Below are 14524 nucleotides of genomic sequence, written 5' to 3' on the forward strand. Positions count from 1 at the left end.
GCCAGGCGCTGGGGGGTGAACCTCCCGAGCGAACGAGTCAGTCGGACCTGGAGGACTTGAAGGTGCGAGCGGAAGCCGGTTCGGGGGAACCGGGGTGCGACCGGGGGGACGCAGCGCTCACGCCCACGAAGCAGCCGGGAACGACGTTGAAGTGACCTGATGGGCTCATGGCGTGGGGGGAACCCCAGCCGGGGGGCTGGGATGCGACGGGGGTCGCACCCTTCCGCGCCATGAGTCCGCCAGGACGAGCACCTGGATGCCGAAAGGGCCCGAGGGCCTCGGACCGTTGGGGGACGGTCCGAGGCCCTCTCTTTTTGCGGGTTACGGCCGCGTCTTCGTCTTCTTCAGCGAGTCCTTCGCCTGCTGAGCCACGTGGTCCGCGGTGAAACCGAACTTCTGCTGCAGCGCCTTGAGGGGCGCGGAGGCGCCGAAGCTGCGCATGGCGACGATGTTGCCGTCATGCCCCACGAAGCGCTCCCAGCCGAAGGTGGCGCCCTTCTCCACCGCGACGCGGGCGCGCACGGACGGGGGCAGCACGCTGTCCCGGTACTCCTGGGATTGCGCCTCGAACAGCTCCCACGACGGCAGGCTGACCACGCGCGCCGGGATGCCGTCCGCCTTGAGCTTCTCCTGGGCGTCCAGGCACAGCGACACCTCGCTGCCGGTGCCGATGAGGATGACCTCCGGCTTGCCGCCCTCCGCCTCGGACAGCACGTAGCCGCCGCGAGCCACGCCGGACGCCGCGCCGAACTTGCTGCGGTCCAGCGTGGGCACGGGCTGGCGCGTGAGCACCAGCACCACGGGGTGCTTGCGCTGCTGGGCAATCACCCGCCACGACTCGACCACCTCGTTGGCGTCACCGGGGCGCAGCACGATGATGCCGGGAATCGCGCGCAGCGACGCCAACTGCTCCACCGGCTGGTGCGTGGGGCCGTCCTCGCCCACGCCAATGGAGTCGTGGGTGAAGATGTGGATGGCGGGCAGCTCCATCAGCGCGGAGAGGCGGATGGCGGGGCGCTCGTAGTCACTGAAGATGAGGAACGTGGCGCCGTAGCCGCGCAGCTTGCTCAGGCACAGGCCGTTGACGATGGAGCCCATCGCGTGCTCGCGCACGCCGAAGTGGATGTTGCGCCCCGCGTACTCGCCCGGCTTCATCGCCTCCCCGCCGGTGATGTACGTCTTCGTGGACGGGTTGAGGTCCGCCGAGCCGCCCACCAGCCACGGGTAGTGCTTGGCGATGGCGTTGAGCACCTTGCCGCTGGAGTCGCGCGTGGCCAGTCCCTTGGCATCGGCGGGGAACGTCGGCAGCTCCGCGTCCCAGCCCTGGGGTGCGTCGCGGCGCTGCATGCGCTCCAACTGGTCGGCCAGCTCGGGGAACTGCTTGCGGTACTCGGCGAACTTCTGCTCCCACTCCGTGCGCAGCTGCTTGCCCCGAGCGCCCATGCGCTCCTGGAAGCGCTCGCGCACGCCGTCGGGGACCAGGAACTTCTCGTCCTCGGGCCAGCCGTAGAAGCGCTTGGTGCCCTTGATTTCCTCGTCGCCCAGCGGCTCGCCGTGGGCCTTGGAGGAGCCCTGGAGCTTGGGCGCGCCGTAGGCAATCTGGGTGGTGACGATGATGAGCGTGGGCTTGCCGCGCGCCGTCTTGAAGGTGCGCAGCGCCTCACCCATGGCGTTCAAATCGTTGGCGTCCGGCACGCGCAGCACGCGCCAGCCGTAGGCCTCGAAGCGCCGGCCCACGTCCTCGGTGAAGGCCAGGTCGGTGCTGCCGTCGATGGAGATGTGGTTGCTGTCGTAGATCCAGCACAGGTTGGGTAGCTGGAGGTGGCCGGCGATGGACGCCGCCTCGGACGCCACGCCCTCCATCAGGTCGCCGTCGCCGCAGATGGCGTAGACGTCGTACCCGAACATCTCGAAGCCGGGGCGGTTGTAGTAGCTCGCGAGCCAGCGGCTGGCCATGGCCATGCCCACGCTGTTGGACACGCCCTGGCCCAGGGGGCCGGTGGTCGTCTCCACGCCGCTGGTCCACCGGTACTCGGGGTGGCCCGGGGTGGACGAGTCGAGCTGCCGGAACTTCTTGATGTCCTCGAGCGACACGGTGGGCGCGTCCTCGACGGTGTACTCCCGCGTGACGCGCTTCACCCCGGCCAGGTGGAGCAGCGCGTACAGCAACATGGAGGCGTGGCCGTTGGACAGGATGAACCTGTCCCGGTCCGGCCAGATGGGGTGGGACGGGTCATACCGGAGCTCCTGCTGCCAGAGCTGGTACGCCACGGGGGCCAGGGACATGGGAGCCCCCGGGTGGCCCGAGTGGGCCTGCTGTACCGCATCCATGGCGAGGGTGCGGATGGTGTTGATGGCCAGCACGTCCTGCTTGTCGGTTGTCATGGTGTCCTCGCGGTCCCGCTCGCGTGCGCGCGCACCATGCCGCAAGTGACGCTCCAGGTGCTGCACCAAATGCGCTGGGGCCCGCCCGGCCGTCCGCCAGTCCACGGGCGCACCCGGAATTCCTGCCCTGGGGGGCACGGGAATGAATCCCGCGCGCCCAAGGGACACGCCTCAGCGCCGCGCCGCCGCGCCCCTCACGGTGCGGCCCCGCGTCAGGTGGGTGACGGCTTCACCCAGGCCCTCCACCGTCAGGGCGAACATGGGGAAGATGCGGGCAATCACGGAGATGGTCCCCGAGCGCCACGTGCCCATGGGCTCCGGGTTGAGCCACACGTTGCGCTCGAAGTGCTGCGCCAGCTGCATCAGCCACGTCAGCCCTTCCAGCCCGTCCGTCTTGTAGTGCCCCTGCGCGTCGGTGCGGATGGACAGCTCGTAGGGCGCCATGGAGGCATCCCCCACCATCACCAGCTTGTGGTGCCGTCCCACCTGGGCCACCAGCTCCGGCACCGTGATTCCGCCCGTGAGCTGCGGCGTGGCGTAGAGCTTTCCGTAGACGCAGTTGTGGAAGTAGTAGGTGCGCAGTTCCTTGAAGTGCGTCGCCTGGCTGGCCACGCTGAACAGCCGGCTCACCAGCGCCGCGTACGGGTCCATGGAGCCGCCCACGTCCATGGCCAGCACCACGCGCGTGTTGGGGCGTCGCGGCGGCCGTGTCACCACTTCCAGCTCGCCAGCGTTGCGCGCGGTCGCGGCGATGGACTCGTCCACGTCCAGCTCGTCTGGTGCGCCGTCCCGGGCGAAGGCGCGCAGCTTGCGCAGCGCCACCGCCATCTGCCGGGTGTCCAGCACCACGTCGTCGCGGTAGCCGGCGTACTTCCGGGCGCCGGCCTGCATCAGCGCGCGGCCCTGGCGGTTGCCCGCGCCGCCGCCCACGCGGATGCCCTCGCGGCCAAAGCCGTTGTTGCCGAAGGGAGACGTACCGCCAGTGCCCACCCAGCGGTTGCCACCGTCGTGGCGCTCCTTCTGCTCCTTCAGGCGCTCCTCGAAGAGCCGGCGAATCTCCTCCGGGTCTAGCTGCTCGAGCAGCGCGACCTCCTCGGGGCTCAGGTCGGGCCGCTCGCGCGCCTCCTCCAGCCAGTTGAGCAGCTCCTGCGTCAGCTCCAGGCTCGCCGTCTCCACGCCCTGGAAGTGGGCGAGGAAGGCCTGGTCGAACGCATCCAACTGCGTCTCCGAGTGCACGAGCAGCGCCCGGGCCACATGGTAGAAGCCGTCCAGGTGGCTGTCGTGCAGGCCCGCTCGCAGCGCGCCAGCCAGCGCCAGCGCCTCCTGGGCGCCGACCTTCAGTCCGCGCCGGCGCAGCTCGTAGAAGAAGGGCAGGAACATGGCAGCGCCTCGCTAGGCCCGGGGACGGCGCCCGCGCCCGAAGGCCTCCGCCACGGAGACCAGGTCCTGCTCCTTCTTCAGCAGCGCGCCCAGGAAGGGGAGCTGTTCGTCCAGCTTGAGGTCGTTGACGCCCTGGGCCTTGAGCACGGCAATCCAGTCGATGAGCTCGCTGGTGGAGGGCTTCTTGCGCAGGCGGGTGAAGCTGCGCAGCTCGTAGAAGACCTTCAGCGCCTGCTCGGACAGCGCGCTGTCCAGGCCCGGGTGGTGCACGCCGACGATACGGCGCATCAGCTCCGCGTCCGGGAAGTCGATGAAGTGGAACACGCACCGGCGCAGGAAGGCGTCGGGCAGCTCCTTCTCGTTGTTGGATGTAATCACCACCACGGGGCGGTGTTTCGCCACCACCTCGTCACCCGTCTCGGTGACGCGGAAGCGCATCCGGTCCAGCTCGTGGAGCAGGTCGTTGGGGAACTCCAGGTCCGCCTTGTCCACCTCGTCGATGAGCAGCACCACGCGCTCGGGGGAGGAGAAGGCCTCTCCCAGCGGCCCCTGGCGGATGTACTTGCGGATGTCTCGCACGTCCCCGTCGTTGAAGCGCGAGTCATACAGGCGTTGCACGGTGTCGTAGACGTAGAGGCCGTCCTGCGCGCGGGTGGTGCTCTTCACGTGCCAGGTGATGAGCCGGTGCCCCAGGGCCTCGGCGATGGCCTCCGCCAGCAGCGTCTTGCCGGTGCCGGGCTCGCCCTTCACCAGCAGGGGGCGCTGGAGGGTGAGCGCGCAGTTGACCGCGGCCTGGAGGCTCTCGTGGGTCAGGTAGGTGTCGGTGCCTTTGAAGCGGACGGGAGTGGGCGCCTGGCTCATGCTCCATCCCTTTAACACCCGCCGCGTTGTCTGGGGGGCTCACGTACCCGGGGCTCCGGAAACGTCAGACCCGAACGGCAAGCTCGTTCGTATGTCTCGGGCAGAAGCCGCCGGGCGGACTCGCGGGGAGGAGACTCGCGGGGTTGGCCGGCATTCACGTCCGTCACTTGCTTTGAGGAGGCGCCATGGGTCACCTGTTTGTTCCAGCACTGCTGCTCGTGGGAGCCTTCTCGCTGGCGGCGCGCACCTGCGGGACGGCCGCCGTCACCCGGCCGCCCGAGCTCCAGCGGGAGGCCCCGGAGCGCGCCCTCCCTCGGGTCGAGCCGCCAGCCACCGTCAGCGTCCGGGGGTAGACGCTGCTCTGGCGGGAGGGGCCGACCTCACGGGATGTATGGCTTCGCCCGCCGGTCAACGATTGGTGCGAGCCAAGCACAGGTTTTCACACCGGTTTCCCGGGGCCCGGTGTATTCTCCCGAGCAATGTCCATTGCGAATGCTCTTGGCGAAGTCTTCCGGCGCGAACTCGATGCGCAGTTGGTCCCGTTGCAGCAGGCGGTCCGGCGCATGGAGGAAGGCCTGGAGGCCCTGGAGTTGCTGCGTGAGGTGACGCACCGGTTGGCGCCGCTGACCAGCCGTCTCGGCGCCATGGCGGGAGTGCGGACGCCCACGGAGTTGCCCGCGTCCACGCGCGGAGGCCGCAAGCAGGTGGTCGCGGCGCCAAAGGGCCGCGCAGCCGTGGGCCGGCCCGTGGCCGCGAAGCCGGTCGTCAGTCAGGCGCGCACGGAGGAGGGCACCCGGGCGTGCGCCGTCATCGGTTGCGAGCGCCCCAGCCGTTCCAAGGGATACTGCTCGGCGCACTACCAGAAGCTGCGGTTGCTGATGCGGACCAACCGCCGGCCGTCGGCGTGGAAGGACGACGCGCTTCCGCAATCGGTGGGGGACGTGACGCTGCCGCGTGGCCGCGCCGCCAGCAAGGCGCTGCGCGAGGGTGGCGCCAGGAAGAAGGCCCCGGCCCCCGTGGTGGCGCCGCCGCCCGCCGAGGAGAAGGCGCCGGCCGCCGCGAAGAAGTCAGCGGGACGGAAGGCCGCGGGCGCGAAGAAGGCCGCACGGGCGAAGAAGGCCCCGGCCGCCGCGAAGAAGTCGGTGGCCAAGAAGGCGCCGGCCGCGAAGAAGGCCGCGGCCAAGGGTGGGCGCCAGGTCAAGACCACCAAGGCGAAGGTCGGAGCCGGCAAGCGCAAGAAGGGCCGGTCCTCCTCCCAGGGCTCGTTGTTCTGATTCGACCGCCGCGCTCCGCGGATTCCCTCGGGCCTTCGGGCCCGAGCGGCTCAAGTGGAATCCAGGGAGCGCGGTGAGCAGGCCGGACGAGCGACCGGTTCCCGGACATCCCCTTCGAGTCTCCGTTGACAGTGGCGGGGCGGGGATGGGATTCGGCCCGGCATGAGCGAGCAAGGTTATCCGGTCACCGTGGCGGTGCGTCGTCCCGACGGGCGGGTGGAGCAGGTGCGTGTGGGCACGGCGTTCAAGAGCGGTGAGGGCTTCACGCTGACGCTGGGAGAGATGTCCATCGGTGGCACGCCGGACGCGGCGGCCCCGGCGGCGCGGCGTTCAGCGCCCGCAAGCAGCGGTGGCGGCGGTGGTGGTGATGGAATGGTCTTCCCCAACTACGGCCGCAGCAAGGGCGGACCCATTGTCGGCGCCAGCATGGGCGACCTGGAGTTCTACGCCAACGGCGCGCGCCGCACGCTGAATGACGCGAGCAAGTCGCGCTGGCACGACAAGGAGCGCCAACTGCTCGCCGCCATCGAGGCGGAAATCGCGCGGCAGCGGGGCGGCGACGAGGGTGGTGGCAGCGACGGCGGCTATGGCAGCCAGGGCGGCTACGGCAACCAGGGAGGCTACGGTGGTAGCCGGGGTGGTGGCGGCTTCGGAGGCGGCAGCTACGGCGGCGACGACATCCCTCCTCCGAACGACGACGACAACATCCCGTTCTGAGCCGCGCCAGGTCGGTGAGTGGCCGCCGCCCCCCAGTGGGTGGGCGGCCTTCCCGATGTGTTGATTTCAGCACAGCCGTCTCATCTTCTCTTCAATCCAGATACTCCCAGTGAGAGGCTCCGCGCCCAGATTCGTCGCATGGGTCTTCAATCACTCACGCGCGCAGCGGCCCTTTTCACAGTGCAGTGAAGTCATCGGCGACACCTGGGGTGACATGCGCAGTCACTGAGAGGAAATTCTCGTGACGGAGCGCTTCATTCGCAACGGTTGCCGCTTCATTTGTGAAGCACTGAAAATCTCCAGCAATCACAGTGACTTAGTCGCACCGTAGGCTCGGGCATGATTCACGGGTGAATCTGTCCTGTTGGCCAGCGGCAGTTGTTTCAATGACTTCGTATATGGCCTGAATCCTGCTCAATCCCCCGTCGCCAGGGAATCCCTCCCATATGGCGAGGCTGTGAAAAAACGGGGCCATTAAATGACACCCAATGTCTGTGTCGTCGGAGCCGGTGCCTTCGTTCCTTCACGCGTGGTGAGCAACGAGCGGATCGCCAGGGCCATCCCGGGGTGGCCGGCGGAGCGCATCGAGGAGAAGGTCGGCATCCGCGAGCGCCGCTTCCTCTGGGACATCGACGAGGCCACGGGCCGGGCGATTCCGCCGCCCGAGAATGACGGGCACATCTACCCGGCCAACAACACGGACATGTGCGAGGTGGCGCTCCAGAAGGCGCTCGCCCAGGCGGGTGTGGATGCCAAGGAGTTGGACGCGCTCTTCGTGGTGACGTGTACGCCGGACGCGCCGCACTTCAACCACGACGCCATGGAGCTGCACCGGCGGCTGGAGCTGCGCGAGGACGCGTTCGGGCTCGTGGTGGACGACGGCTGCGGTGGCACGCCGTACGTGTTGGACATGGTGAAGAAGATGATGGAAGGAGGGCGCTTCCGCACGGTGGCGGTGGTGGCCTCTGCCTTCACGTCTCCGCTGGTGAACCGTGAGGTCTACACGGACGAGCTGCCGCCCGGGCCGGGCCGCTCGAAGACGCTGCAGGGCTACCTCTCCATGTATGTCTTCGGCGACGGCGCGGGCGCGGTGGTGCTCCAGTCGAAGCCAGGAGAGTCGGGGGCGGAGGGTATCCTGGCGTCCTTCTCCGGCAACGCGTACGGAGACCTGGTCATCCGCAAGGGTGGCGGCCTGTTGAAGCTGCCGTATCAGCCGGGGCGGATGCGCCCGGCGGACATGGCCTTCGTGGTGGATGGCTTCCGCGTGGCGCGCAGCTATCCGGAGTACATGCAGAAGTGCCTCGACGCCGTCCTCGGGCCGCGTCCGGAGCTGCGTTCGAAGGTGGAGCGGTACTACTTCCACCAGCCGAACAAGCGGGTGATGGACGCCTTCGTGGAGCGGGCGGGACTGCCGCGTGAGGCGGTGGCGTGCAACGTGGACCGCTACGGCAACACGTCGGCGGCGGGGATGCTCATCCTTCTGGCCGAGGACTTGGAAGCAGGACGCGTGCGTCTGGGAAGTGGTGACCTGGTGGTGGTGGCAGCGGTAGGCGCGAACGTCCATTACGGCGCGCAACTCGTGAGGTTGTAATGAACAAGATGGATCCGAATATCGCCAAGGAGTTGGACGCGCGATTGGCGCTGGCGACGAAAGACGACACGGCCCGCGGGCTCTTCTTCAACGGCGTGGTGTCCGCCGTTCGCACGATGGGAGGGGACGCGGCGGTGGAGCGCTGTCTGGCGGCCAGTGGCGAGACGCGCTTCATCGACTTCTTCAACTACCCGGTGGCCGCCTTCCTGCGGATGTCCTTCACGGCGGCGCAGGTGATGGGCCCGGAGCACGGCGGCTTCGACGGAGCGCTGCGGCGCATGGGCGTGGTGGCCACGACGGACTTCCTGTCTTCGGCGGCGGGCAAGACGCTGTTGTTGTTGGCGTCGGACAGTCCGAAGCGGCTCGTAGGCAACCTGCACTCGGGTTACCGCGCGGCGGTCAGCTACGGCGAGCGCGCGGTGAAGTGGACGGGCGACACCAGCGGCATCTTCACGATGAAGCGGGACTTCATGCCGCCCGCCTACCACGAGGGCACGCTCCAGGCCGTCATCGAGGCGGTGGGTGGCAAGCAGGTCCAGGTGCACGGCCGGCAGACGGGGCCGCTCGACACCGAATACACGCTGTCGTGGCAGTAGCCCTGGCGCGGGGCGCGTCGAAGGGGTGCAAGCGGTGGGCTGAAAAGCCCCTCACGGTCTGGAGGGAGATACGCCATGTCGCGAAAGCTCGGCGGTGCGGTGGGGATGTTGGGTGTCCTGTTGCTGTCGGCGCAGGCGGGGGCCAATGAGGTGGTGATGCAGTTCCGCACGCAGGAGGACCCGGCGAGCCCTGCGGACCCGGCGGTGTGCGCGGCGGCACCCTTCGAGGTGAACGTGAAGCTGGGCGGGAGTGTGTATGTGCCAGAGCACAATCCCAAGGACGGCAAGGTGGTGGATGGGGGCGGCCGACGCGTGGGCTCGGCGACGGCATGCGTCCAGGTGACGGACAGCGCCTTTCCCGCCGGGCAGCAGCTGAATGTCTACATGCGCTACAACCTGCCGGAGGGGCGCTTCACGGCGCGGGGCACGTGCACGCTGGTGAGCAACGACGTGCCAGCGGCGGGGCTGGTCCTGGCTGGCTGCGCGATGCGACTGGTGGACGTGCCCAAGGGCTTCGTGGGTGGCTCGGTGTCGAGCACCAGCGTCTTCAATCCCCGCAAGCTGCCGGGCTACGCCACAGGTTCGTATTACACGCTGTACGCCTACCGTGATGGCCACCAGCGTGACGCGAGCAAGGTGACGGAAGCGCATGCGGCCGAGGCCGCGGCGAGAGCGCGGGAGTAGTCGCCACTCGGCCACACTGGAGCCACGGGACTGGGCACGGGGCAAGCGCCGGACAGCGGTTTGCCCAGACACAGCCCACGTCGGTCCAGGCCCGACGAACGTGTCGAGCATGGCATTCCCCGCGTCGGGCCAACGGGCGATGATGCGCCCATGGACCGCAAGCGGATGGAGTTCTACACGGCACTCGGGTACCGGGCTCCTTCAGCCGCGGCAACGGCTCAGACGACGTCCGGAGTCGCTAGCGCCGACGTATCGGAGTTGCCGCCGCTCGGTCCAGACGACCTGGGCGCGCTGCGCGAGCGCTTCCTGCGCGAGCCGGAAGAGGTCCTGAGCCTCATCCGCCAGGACTTGGGCGCGCCCGTTTCAGAGGGAGCCCTGGTGCACGTGCTCCAGGAGCTGGAGCAGTCCTTACGCGAGCCCGAAGCCGCGCTCCAAGCCCTGCGGCAACCGGCATTCCAGGCACGGGCCTCGGTGTCACTGCCGCCGGACTTCACCTTCCCGTTGATGACGACTGAAATTCCCATCGACGCCTCGCGAACCCGCTTTGAGCCCGTGGCGGACCTGCGCGGATGGCTCCTGTTCAGCGGTCGCGCCTGGCTTCACGGCGGCTGGCATCGGGCGGAGTTCCGTCGGCACGACGATGCGCATCACGCCACGCGTTTCCGCTACGAGCTCCGCGAGCCCGCGCCGGGACGGCCGGTGGAGGTCGCGTTGTTCGGAGGCTTCGGCACGGGTGAGTACCCCGCGCGCTATGTGGCCCGTCAGCTCATCATGCGAGGCGAGCGGCTGGAGTACGCGGTGCACCTCGGGGGCGTGTACTACGCGGGCCGTCGGGGCGAATTCGACGCGCATGTGGCCGAGCCGCTCGAACCGTTGCTGCCCGTCACAACGCTGATGACGCTGAACGCGGGCCCGGAGATGCGTTCCGGAGGCACCCCCTTCTACCGCTACCTGGACGAGCGGCGAGGTGCTTCACGAGCGAAGCAAGTCCAGGAGGGAAGCTACTTCTGCCTGGCCTCGGAGCGCTTCCAACTCATCGGTCTGGACACCGCGTACTTCGAGCCAGGACGGCACCAGGAGCCCGCGCTCCTGAGTTGGCTGGAGTCAGTGCTGAAGGAGGGCCGCCAGCGAGGAGCAACGAACATCCTCCTGAGCCACGATGCGCCCTACCGATACGGAGAAGCAAGGCACGCCGGTTTGCTGGAAGACCTCCGGGAACTGGCGGTCGAGCGCGCACAGGTCGACGTGTGGTTCTGGGGCGCCACGCCCTACGGAGCACTGTTCGACCGGAGCGCCGCGCTCCCGTTCCTGGGAGGAAGCCTGGGGCACGCGGGTCTCCCGGTGCGAGCGGTGACGCCGGGCCTGAAGTCTCCAGCACCCGTGCGCTTCCTGGAGTCGCACGCACGCTTCCCCGAGTGGACAGACCTGAGGCCCGAACTGGGCAACAACGGCTATGGCTCGCTGCTGCTGCACGAGGACGGAACGTTGGGCCTCCAACTCCTGGACTGGCGGGGCAACGTTCGCTGCACGGCCAAGCTGGCCCGCGAGGGGGACGGCCCGCTGACGTACCAGCACCTCGAGACGTCCGAATCGGCGCTGTGAGCGCGCGGGCGCGGTGTCACAGCCAGACGCGCGTGTACCAAGGCGGTCGGGAAGGCACGCTCCTGCTCCGAGCCGGGTCGGCAGGACGCGGCACGGTGACGTACCGGAGCCGGTATCCGTGAGGCAGCGTCTTCCAGTACGTCACCTGCCACGGCGTCAGCACCTCGCCGTGCTTGGACTCGCCCACCGGCTGATGCACATCGCCGAGTGACTCATGGAAGTGGAACTCTGCGTCCGCGGCTTCAAGGCTCGCGGCCTCGATGACCCAGGCGTCCTGGGCCTCGTCGGCGGAGGGCTCCTGCCCCGCGTTGACGAACCGGCTCCAATCGGGCCTGGCGTGGTGCTCCCAGATGGCGCCGCCGGCATCCGTGAGCGAATAGCCAAAGGGAGTGCGGGACTGCCGGGCATCAATGGCGCTTGAAATCTCCTCGGGAGAGAACAGCTCCTGCAGCCCGTCCGGAAGCGCGTGGACGCGAATGAGTCCGCGCTCGGCGAGCAGCGACAGCCGCTCACACAGTTCCTCCCGGGACAGCCGCGGATCGTCCGCCATGTTGAGCGCGATGTGCGGGTTCGGCTCCACGAGCATGTGTAGGGGCGTGGGCAGCTCCATGGCGGCCTCCAGAAGCCAGAGGTCCAGGGTCTCCACTGGTGGGCTCTCACTAACGGGCGGTGCCATGCGTCCTCCTCACTCCTGGGGAATGCCACGCTCGCGCATGAAGATGTCCAGGGACTTCCGGGCCTTCGACTGGACCTTCTTCTTCAACAGGGGCGTCCACCCGAGCACCAGCCCGGTGGGGCCCAGCGCCTGACGGGACCAGGTCCAGAAGTCGAAGTGGTCGCGGTGCCGGACAATCTTCCCGTCGCGGAACTCGAACTCGGCATCGATGCGGTTGAGCACCTTCCTGCCGGTGCCGCTGAACGTGTAGTTCGCATCCCAGTGGGCGCGGCCCCGGTGGTCATCGGCCTGCACGTCGCGGAAGGTGACCTCCAGGTCCTTGCCGCGCTCGCAGAGCATGAGCCACATGGCACCGGGCTCCCGGCGACGGAGTCCGACGAAGGCGGCGTCGGAGAACTCCACCTCAGGGTGGTAGCAGGCGGCCATGGCTTGGGCGTCCCGGCGTTGGAACGCTGAGTAGAAGTCAGTGATGAGTTGGGCGTGCGGGTGCATGGGACAGGTGTAGCAGACCTGTCAGTGAAGACGTGCCAATTGCCCGGATGGCATCGTTTGGAGGGTGAAACTGGGGTGGTTCCGCTCGAGCGAACACCCCGCATGGGGTCCCGGTGGGGGGAGGGCCGTCGTGTGAACCGGTGGACCGTTGCCATGCGGAATCGGGCGGCGCAGAAGAGGCGTGCATGGCAGATTGCGGCCCATGGCTCGCGACATCGTCATCTGGCCCCATAAGGTCCTCACCTCGTCCACCAAGCCCGTGACTGACTTCGGCCCTCCGCTCGAGACGCTTTTGGAGCAGATGGCCGAGTCCATGAAGGAAGCCGAAGGCATCGGCATCGCCGCCAACCAGGTCGGCGAATCCCTGCGCGTGGCGCTGGTGGGACGGGAGGACGGCACCTTCTTCGAAATCGTCAATCCGCAGATTCTGGAGAAGAAGGAGCCGGTGACGATGGAAGAGGGCTGCCTGTCCGTCCCGCGCGAGTGGGAGAAGTGCCCGCGCTTCCACAAGGTGAAGGTGCGTTACCAGGACAAGTCCGCCGAATGGCATGAACTCGAGGCGGAAGGTCGGCTTGCGCACGTGCTGCAGCATGAAATCGACCATCTCGACGGGCACGTCTTCGTGGACCACCTGTCCAGCCTCAAGCGCACGCTCATCCTGGACCGGATGAAGAAGCTCCAGAAAGTGAAGGCCCGCCAGAAGGGCTAGTCAGGATGACAGGATGGCCGAAGCCGCCAGGGCCACGCGCTCCATCCCCGAGCGCGTGGCGCGATTCCGCGAGGACTACCGGCGCAAGCACGTGAGCCCTCGCTACTCTGGGCGCGCACACTTCGTCTTCACGAGCCTGGGCTCGCTGGCGGTCATCGGCTTCGCCGTGTCCCACCTGGAGGGAAGGCGGCCCCTGGAATGGCTGACGCTGCCCGCGGTCTTCCTGCTGGGCAACGTGGTGGAGTTCCTGGGGCACCGAGGGCCCATGCACCACCGCCGGTGGGGGCTGGGCCTTCTTTTCCAGCGGCACACCGAGCAGCACCACCGCTTCTTCACGCACGAGGCCCTGGCCTACGAGTCCGCTCGGGACGTGAAGATGGTGCTCTTTCCCCCGGTATTGCTGCTGTTCTTCCTGGGCGCCGTCGCCGCGCCACTGGGGGCGCTGTGCTTCGTCCTCATCTCGCCGAACGTGGGGTGGCTCTTCGTCGCATCGGCGGTCGGGTACTACCTGACGTACGAGTGGCTGCACTTCTGCCACCACCTGCCGCCCGAGCACCCGGTGGCCCGGCTCGCGCTGATGCGGCAGCTGCGCCGCCACCACGAAGCCCATCACGACCCTTCGAAGATGCAGCGCTACAACTTCAACATCTCGTTCCCGTTCGCGGACTGGCTCTTCGGGACGTCATGGCGGCCCGACAATGACCGTCGCTAGAAGCCCTGAACGCCAGGATCGCGCGTCCTGGCTCGGAGGGCTGGCTGCTCCCCGAGCGGTAAACCCCGGATTTTTCAGGTGGAATGCGCTTCCCCGGACCTGGGTTGTCACCAATGAAGGTGCGTTGAACCCGCAGGGGCGGATGCTGGGACACGGCGCCGATCAAGATCCATTGACGGGCAGGAAGCGGCGCGTTAGTAAGTGAACCCCTGCTCGCCGCCTCGGTGCCCGTCACCCAGGAGACGATCGGGAAGTATGGGCCGACGAAGTTTGTTGACCCTCAACGCGGCGGTGATAGAAGCCGCGCCCCTCGCAAAGAAGCCCGCGCACTGGCGCGGAAGGCACTTCGAGCGAGTCAGTACGACAATACGGAATACGGCAGTCAACGCAGCGAGTTGACAGGAGACGCGGTGGTGGTAGAAGCCGCGCCCCGACGAAGAAGCCCGGAAGAAAGGGCGGACGAGTCGAGGGAGTCAACGAAGCAGCGGTTGACAGGGAGGGCGGCAAAGCGGTAGAAGCCGCGCCCCTCTGGAGGAAATCAGCGGAAGCCACTGGGCGGCGCTGAAGACTCCGGAAGCCAGCAGGACGGCGAAAACAGCAGCTTGACAGAAGACGCCGAACTGAAATAGAAGCTGACACCCTGCCGGGCAGAAGAAGACGGCGAGGCAGCAACGAAGAGAGTGGTAGCAAGAAGTCGCCGGCAAGACAAGCGGCTCGGTCTTTGAAAACCAAATAGCAAGCCCAAGAAGAAGCTAGATTGCGGAAACCGCAGTCAATTTCTTAAGACGGTGCCAGCCAGGTCGCGCTGCGAAGCGCAGCCGGCAGCACTGTAACGAATCAGCGAG

At 67.8% G+C, this 14524-nt stretch carries 14 protein-coding genes; 9 read left to right on the forward strand and 5 right to left on the reverse strand.

What is annotated here, in order from left to right:
• Positions 1-321 precede the first annotated feature (321 nt).
• From tkt to FMQ63_RS35255, 3 genes are all read right to left on the reverse strand, one after another.
• The gene (gene tkt / locus FMQ63_RS35245; RefSeq protein ID WP_011557271.1) at positions 322-2385 is read right to left on the reverse strand and encodes a transketolase; all 2064 of its coding nucleotides are present in this window, start codon (positions 2383-2385) and stop codon (positions 322-324) included.
• A gap of 171 nt (positions 2386-2556) precedes the next feature.
• Positions 2557-3765: a VWA domain-containing protein gene (locus FMQ63_RS35250; RefSeq protein WP_011557270.1), complete on the reverse strand. Its 1209-nt coding sequence runs from the start codon at positions 3763-3765 to the stop codon at positions 2557-2559.
• Between the two features lie 12 nt (positions 3766-3777).
• The gene (locus tag FMQ63_RS35255; protein ID WP_026114272.1) at positions 3778-4626 is read right to left on the reverse strand and encodes a MoxR family ATPase; all 849 of its coding nucleotides are present in this window, start codon (positions 4624-4626) and stop codon (positions 3778-3780) included.
• Positions 4627-4811: 185 nt separating this feature from the next.
• Here FMQ63_RS35255 and FMQ63_RS37670 point away from each other — a divergent pair, with 185 nt between their 5' ends.
• From FMQ63_RS37670 to FMQ63_RS35285, 7 genes are all read left to right on the forward strand, one after another.
• Positions 4812-4979 (forward strand): hypothetical protein, encoded by a 168-nt coding sequence (locus FMQ63_RS37670; RefSeq protein ID WP_020478876.1) that lies wholly within the window; start codon positions 4812-4814, stop codon positions 4977-4979.
• A 126-nt stretch (positions 4980-5105) separates the two neighbouring features.
• The gene (locus FMQ63_RS35260) at positions 5106-5900 is read left to right on the forward strand and encodes a hypothetical protein (RefSeq protein ID WP_011557268.1); all 795 of its coding nucleotides are present in this window, start codon (positions 5106-5108) and stop codon (positions 5898-5900) included.
• A 162-nt stretch (positions 5901-6062) separates the two neighbouring features.
• Complete coding sequence (locus FMQ63_RS35265) at positions 6063-6617, forward strand: hypothetical protein (protein ID WP_011557267.1); 555 nt, start codon at positions 6063-6065, stop codon at positions 6615-6617.
• A gap of 478 nt (positions 6618-7095) precedes the next feature.
• A complete protein-coding gene (locus FMQ63_RS35270) occupies positions 7096-8208 on the forward strand; it encodes a 3-oxoacyl-ACP synthase III family protein (protein ID WP_011557266.1) in 1113 nt (370 codons plus the stop codon).
• Positions 8208-8804, forward strand: a complete 597-nt coding sequence (locus tag FMQ63_RS35275; protein WP_011557265.1) for a DUF2378 family protein — start codon at positions 8208-8210, stop codon at positions 8802-8804. The genes FMQ63_RS35270 and FMQ63_RS35275 overlap by 1 nt, the downstream gene beginning before the upstream one ends.
• A 75-nt stretch (positions 8805-8879) precedes the next feature.
• Complete coding sequence (locus FMQ63_RS35280) at positions 8880-9488, forward strand: hypothetical protein (protein ID WP_011557264.1); 609 nt, start codon at positions 8880-8882, stop codon at positions 9486-9488.
• Positions 9489-9638: 150 nt separating this feature from the next.
• Positions 9639-11090 (forward strand): hypothetical protein, encoded by a 1452-nt coding sequence (locus FMQ63_RS35285; RefSeq protein ID WP_225909651.1) that lies wholly within the window; start codon positions 9639-9641, stop codon positions 11088-11090.
• Positions 11091-11106: 16 nt separating this feature from the next.
• Here FMQ63_RS35285 and FMQ63_RS35290 read toward each other — a convergent pair whose 3' ends face one another.
• Positions 11107-11766, reverse strand: coding sequence for a hypothetical protein (locus FMQ63_RS35290; protein WP_011557262.1), 660 nt, complete (start codon positions 11764-11766; stop codon positions 11107-11109).
• A gap of 9 nt (positions 11767-11775) precedes the next feature.
• Complete coding sequence (locus tag FMQ63_RS35295; RefSeq protein ID WP_011557261.1) at positions 11776-12258, reverse strand: nuclear transport factor 2 family protein; 483 nt, start codon at positions 12256-12258, stop codon at positions 11776-11778.
• Between the two features lie 202 nt (positions 12259-12460).
• Here FMQ63_RS35295 and def point away from each other — a divergent pair, with 202 nt between their 5' ends.
• Both def and FMQ63_RS35305 read left to right on the forward strand, forming a co-directional pair.
• Positions 12461-12967, forward strand: a complete 507-nt coding sequence (gene def / locus FMQ63_RS35300; protein WP_011557260.1) for a peptide deformylase — start codon at positions 12461-12463, stop codon at positions 12965-12967.
• A gap of 13 nt (positions 12968-12980) precedes the next feature.
• Positions 12981-13679, forward strand: coding sequence for a sterol desaturase family protein (locus tag FMQ63_RS35305; protein ID WP_020478878.1), 699 nt, complete (start codon positions 12981-12983; stop codon positions 13677-13679).
• The last annotated feature ends 845 nt before the right edge of the window (positions 13680-14524 follow it).

The organism is Myxococcus sp. CA005 (assembly GCF_006518205.1).
GTDB lineage: Bacteria > Myxococcota > Myxococcia > Myxococcales > Myxococcaceae > Myxococcus > Myxococcus xanthus.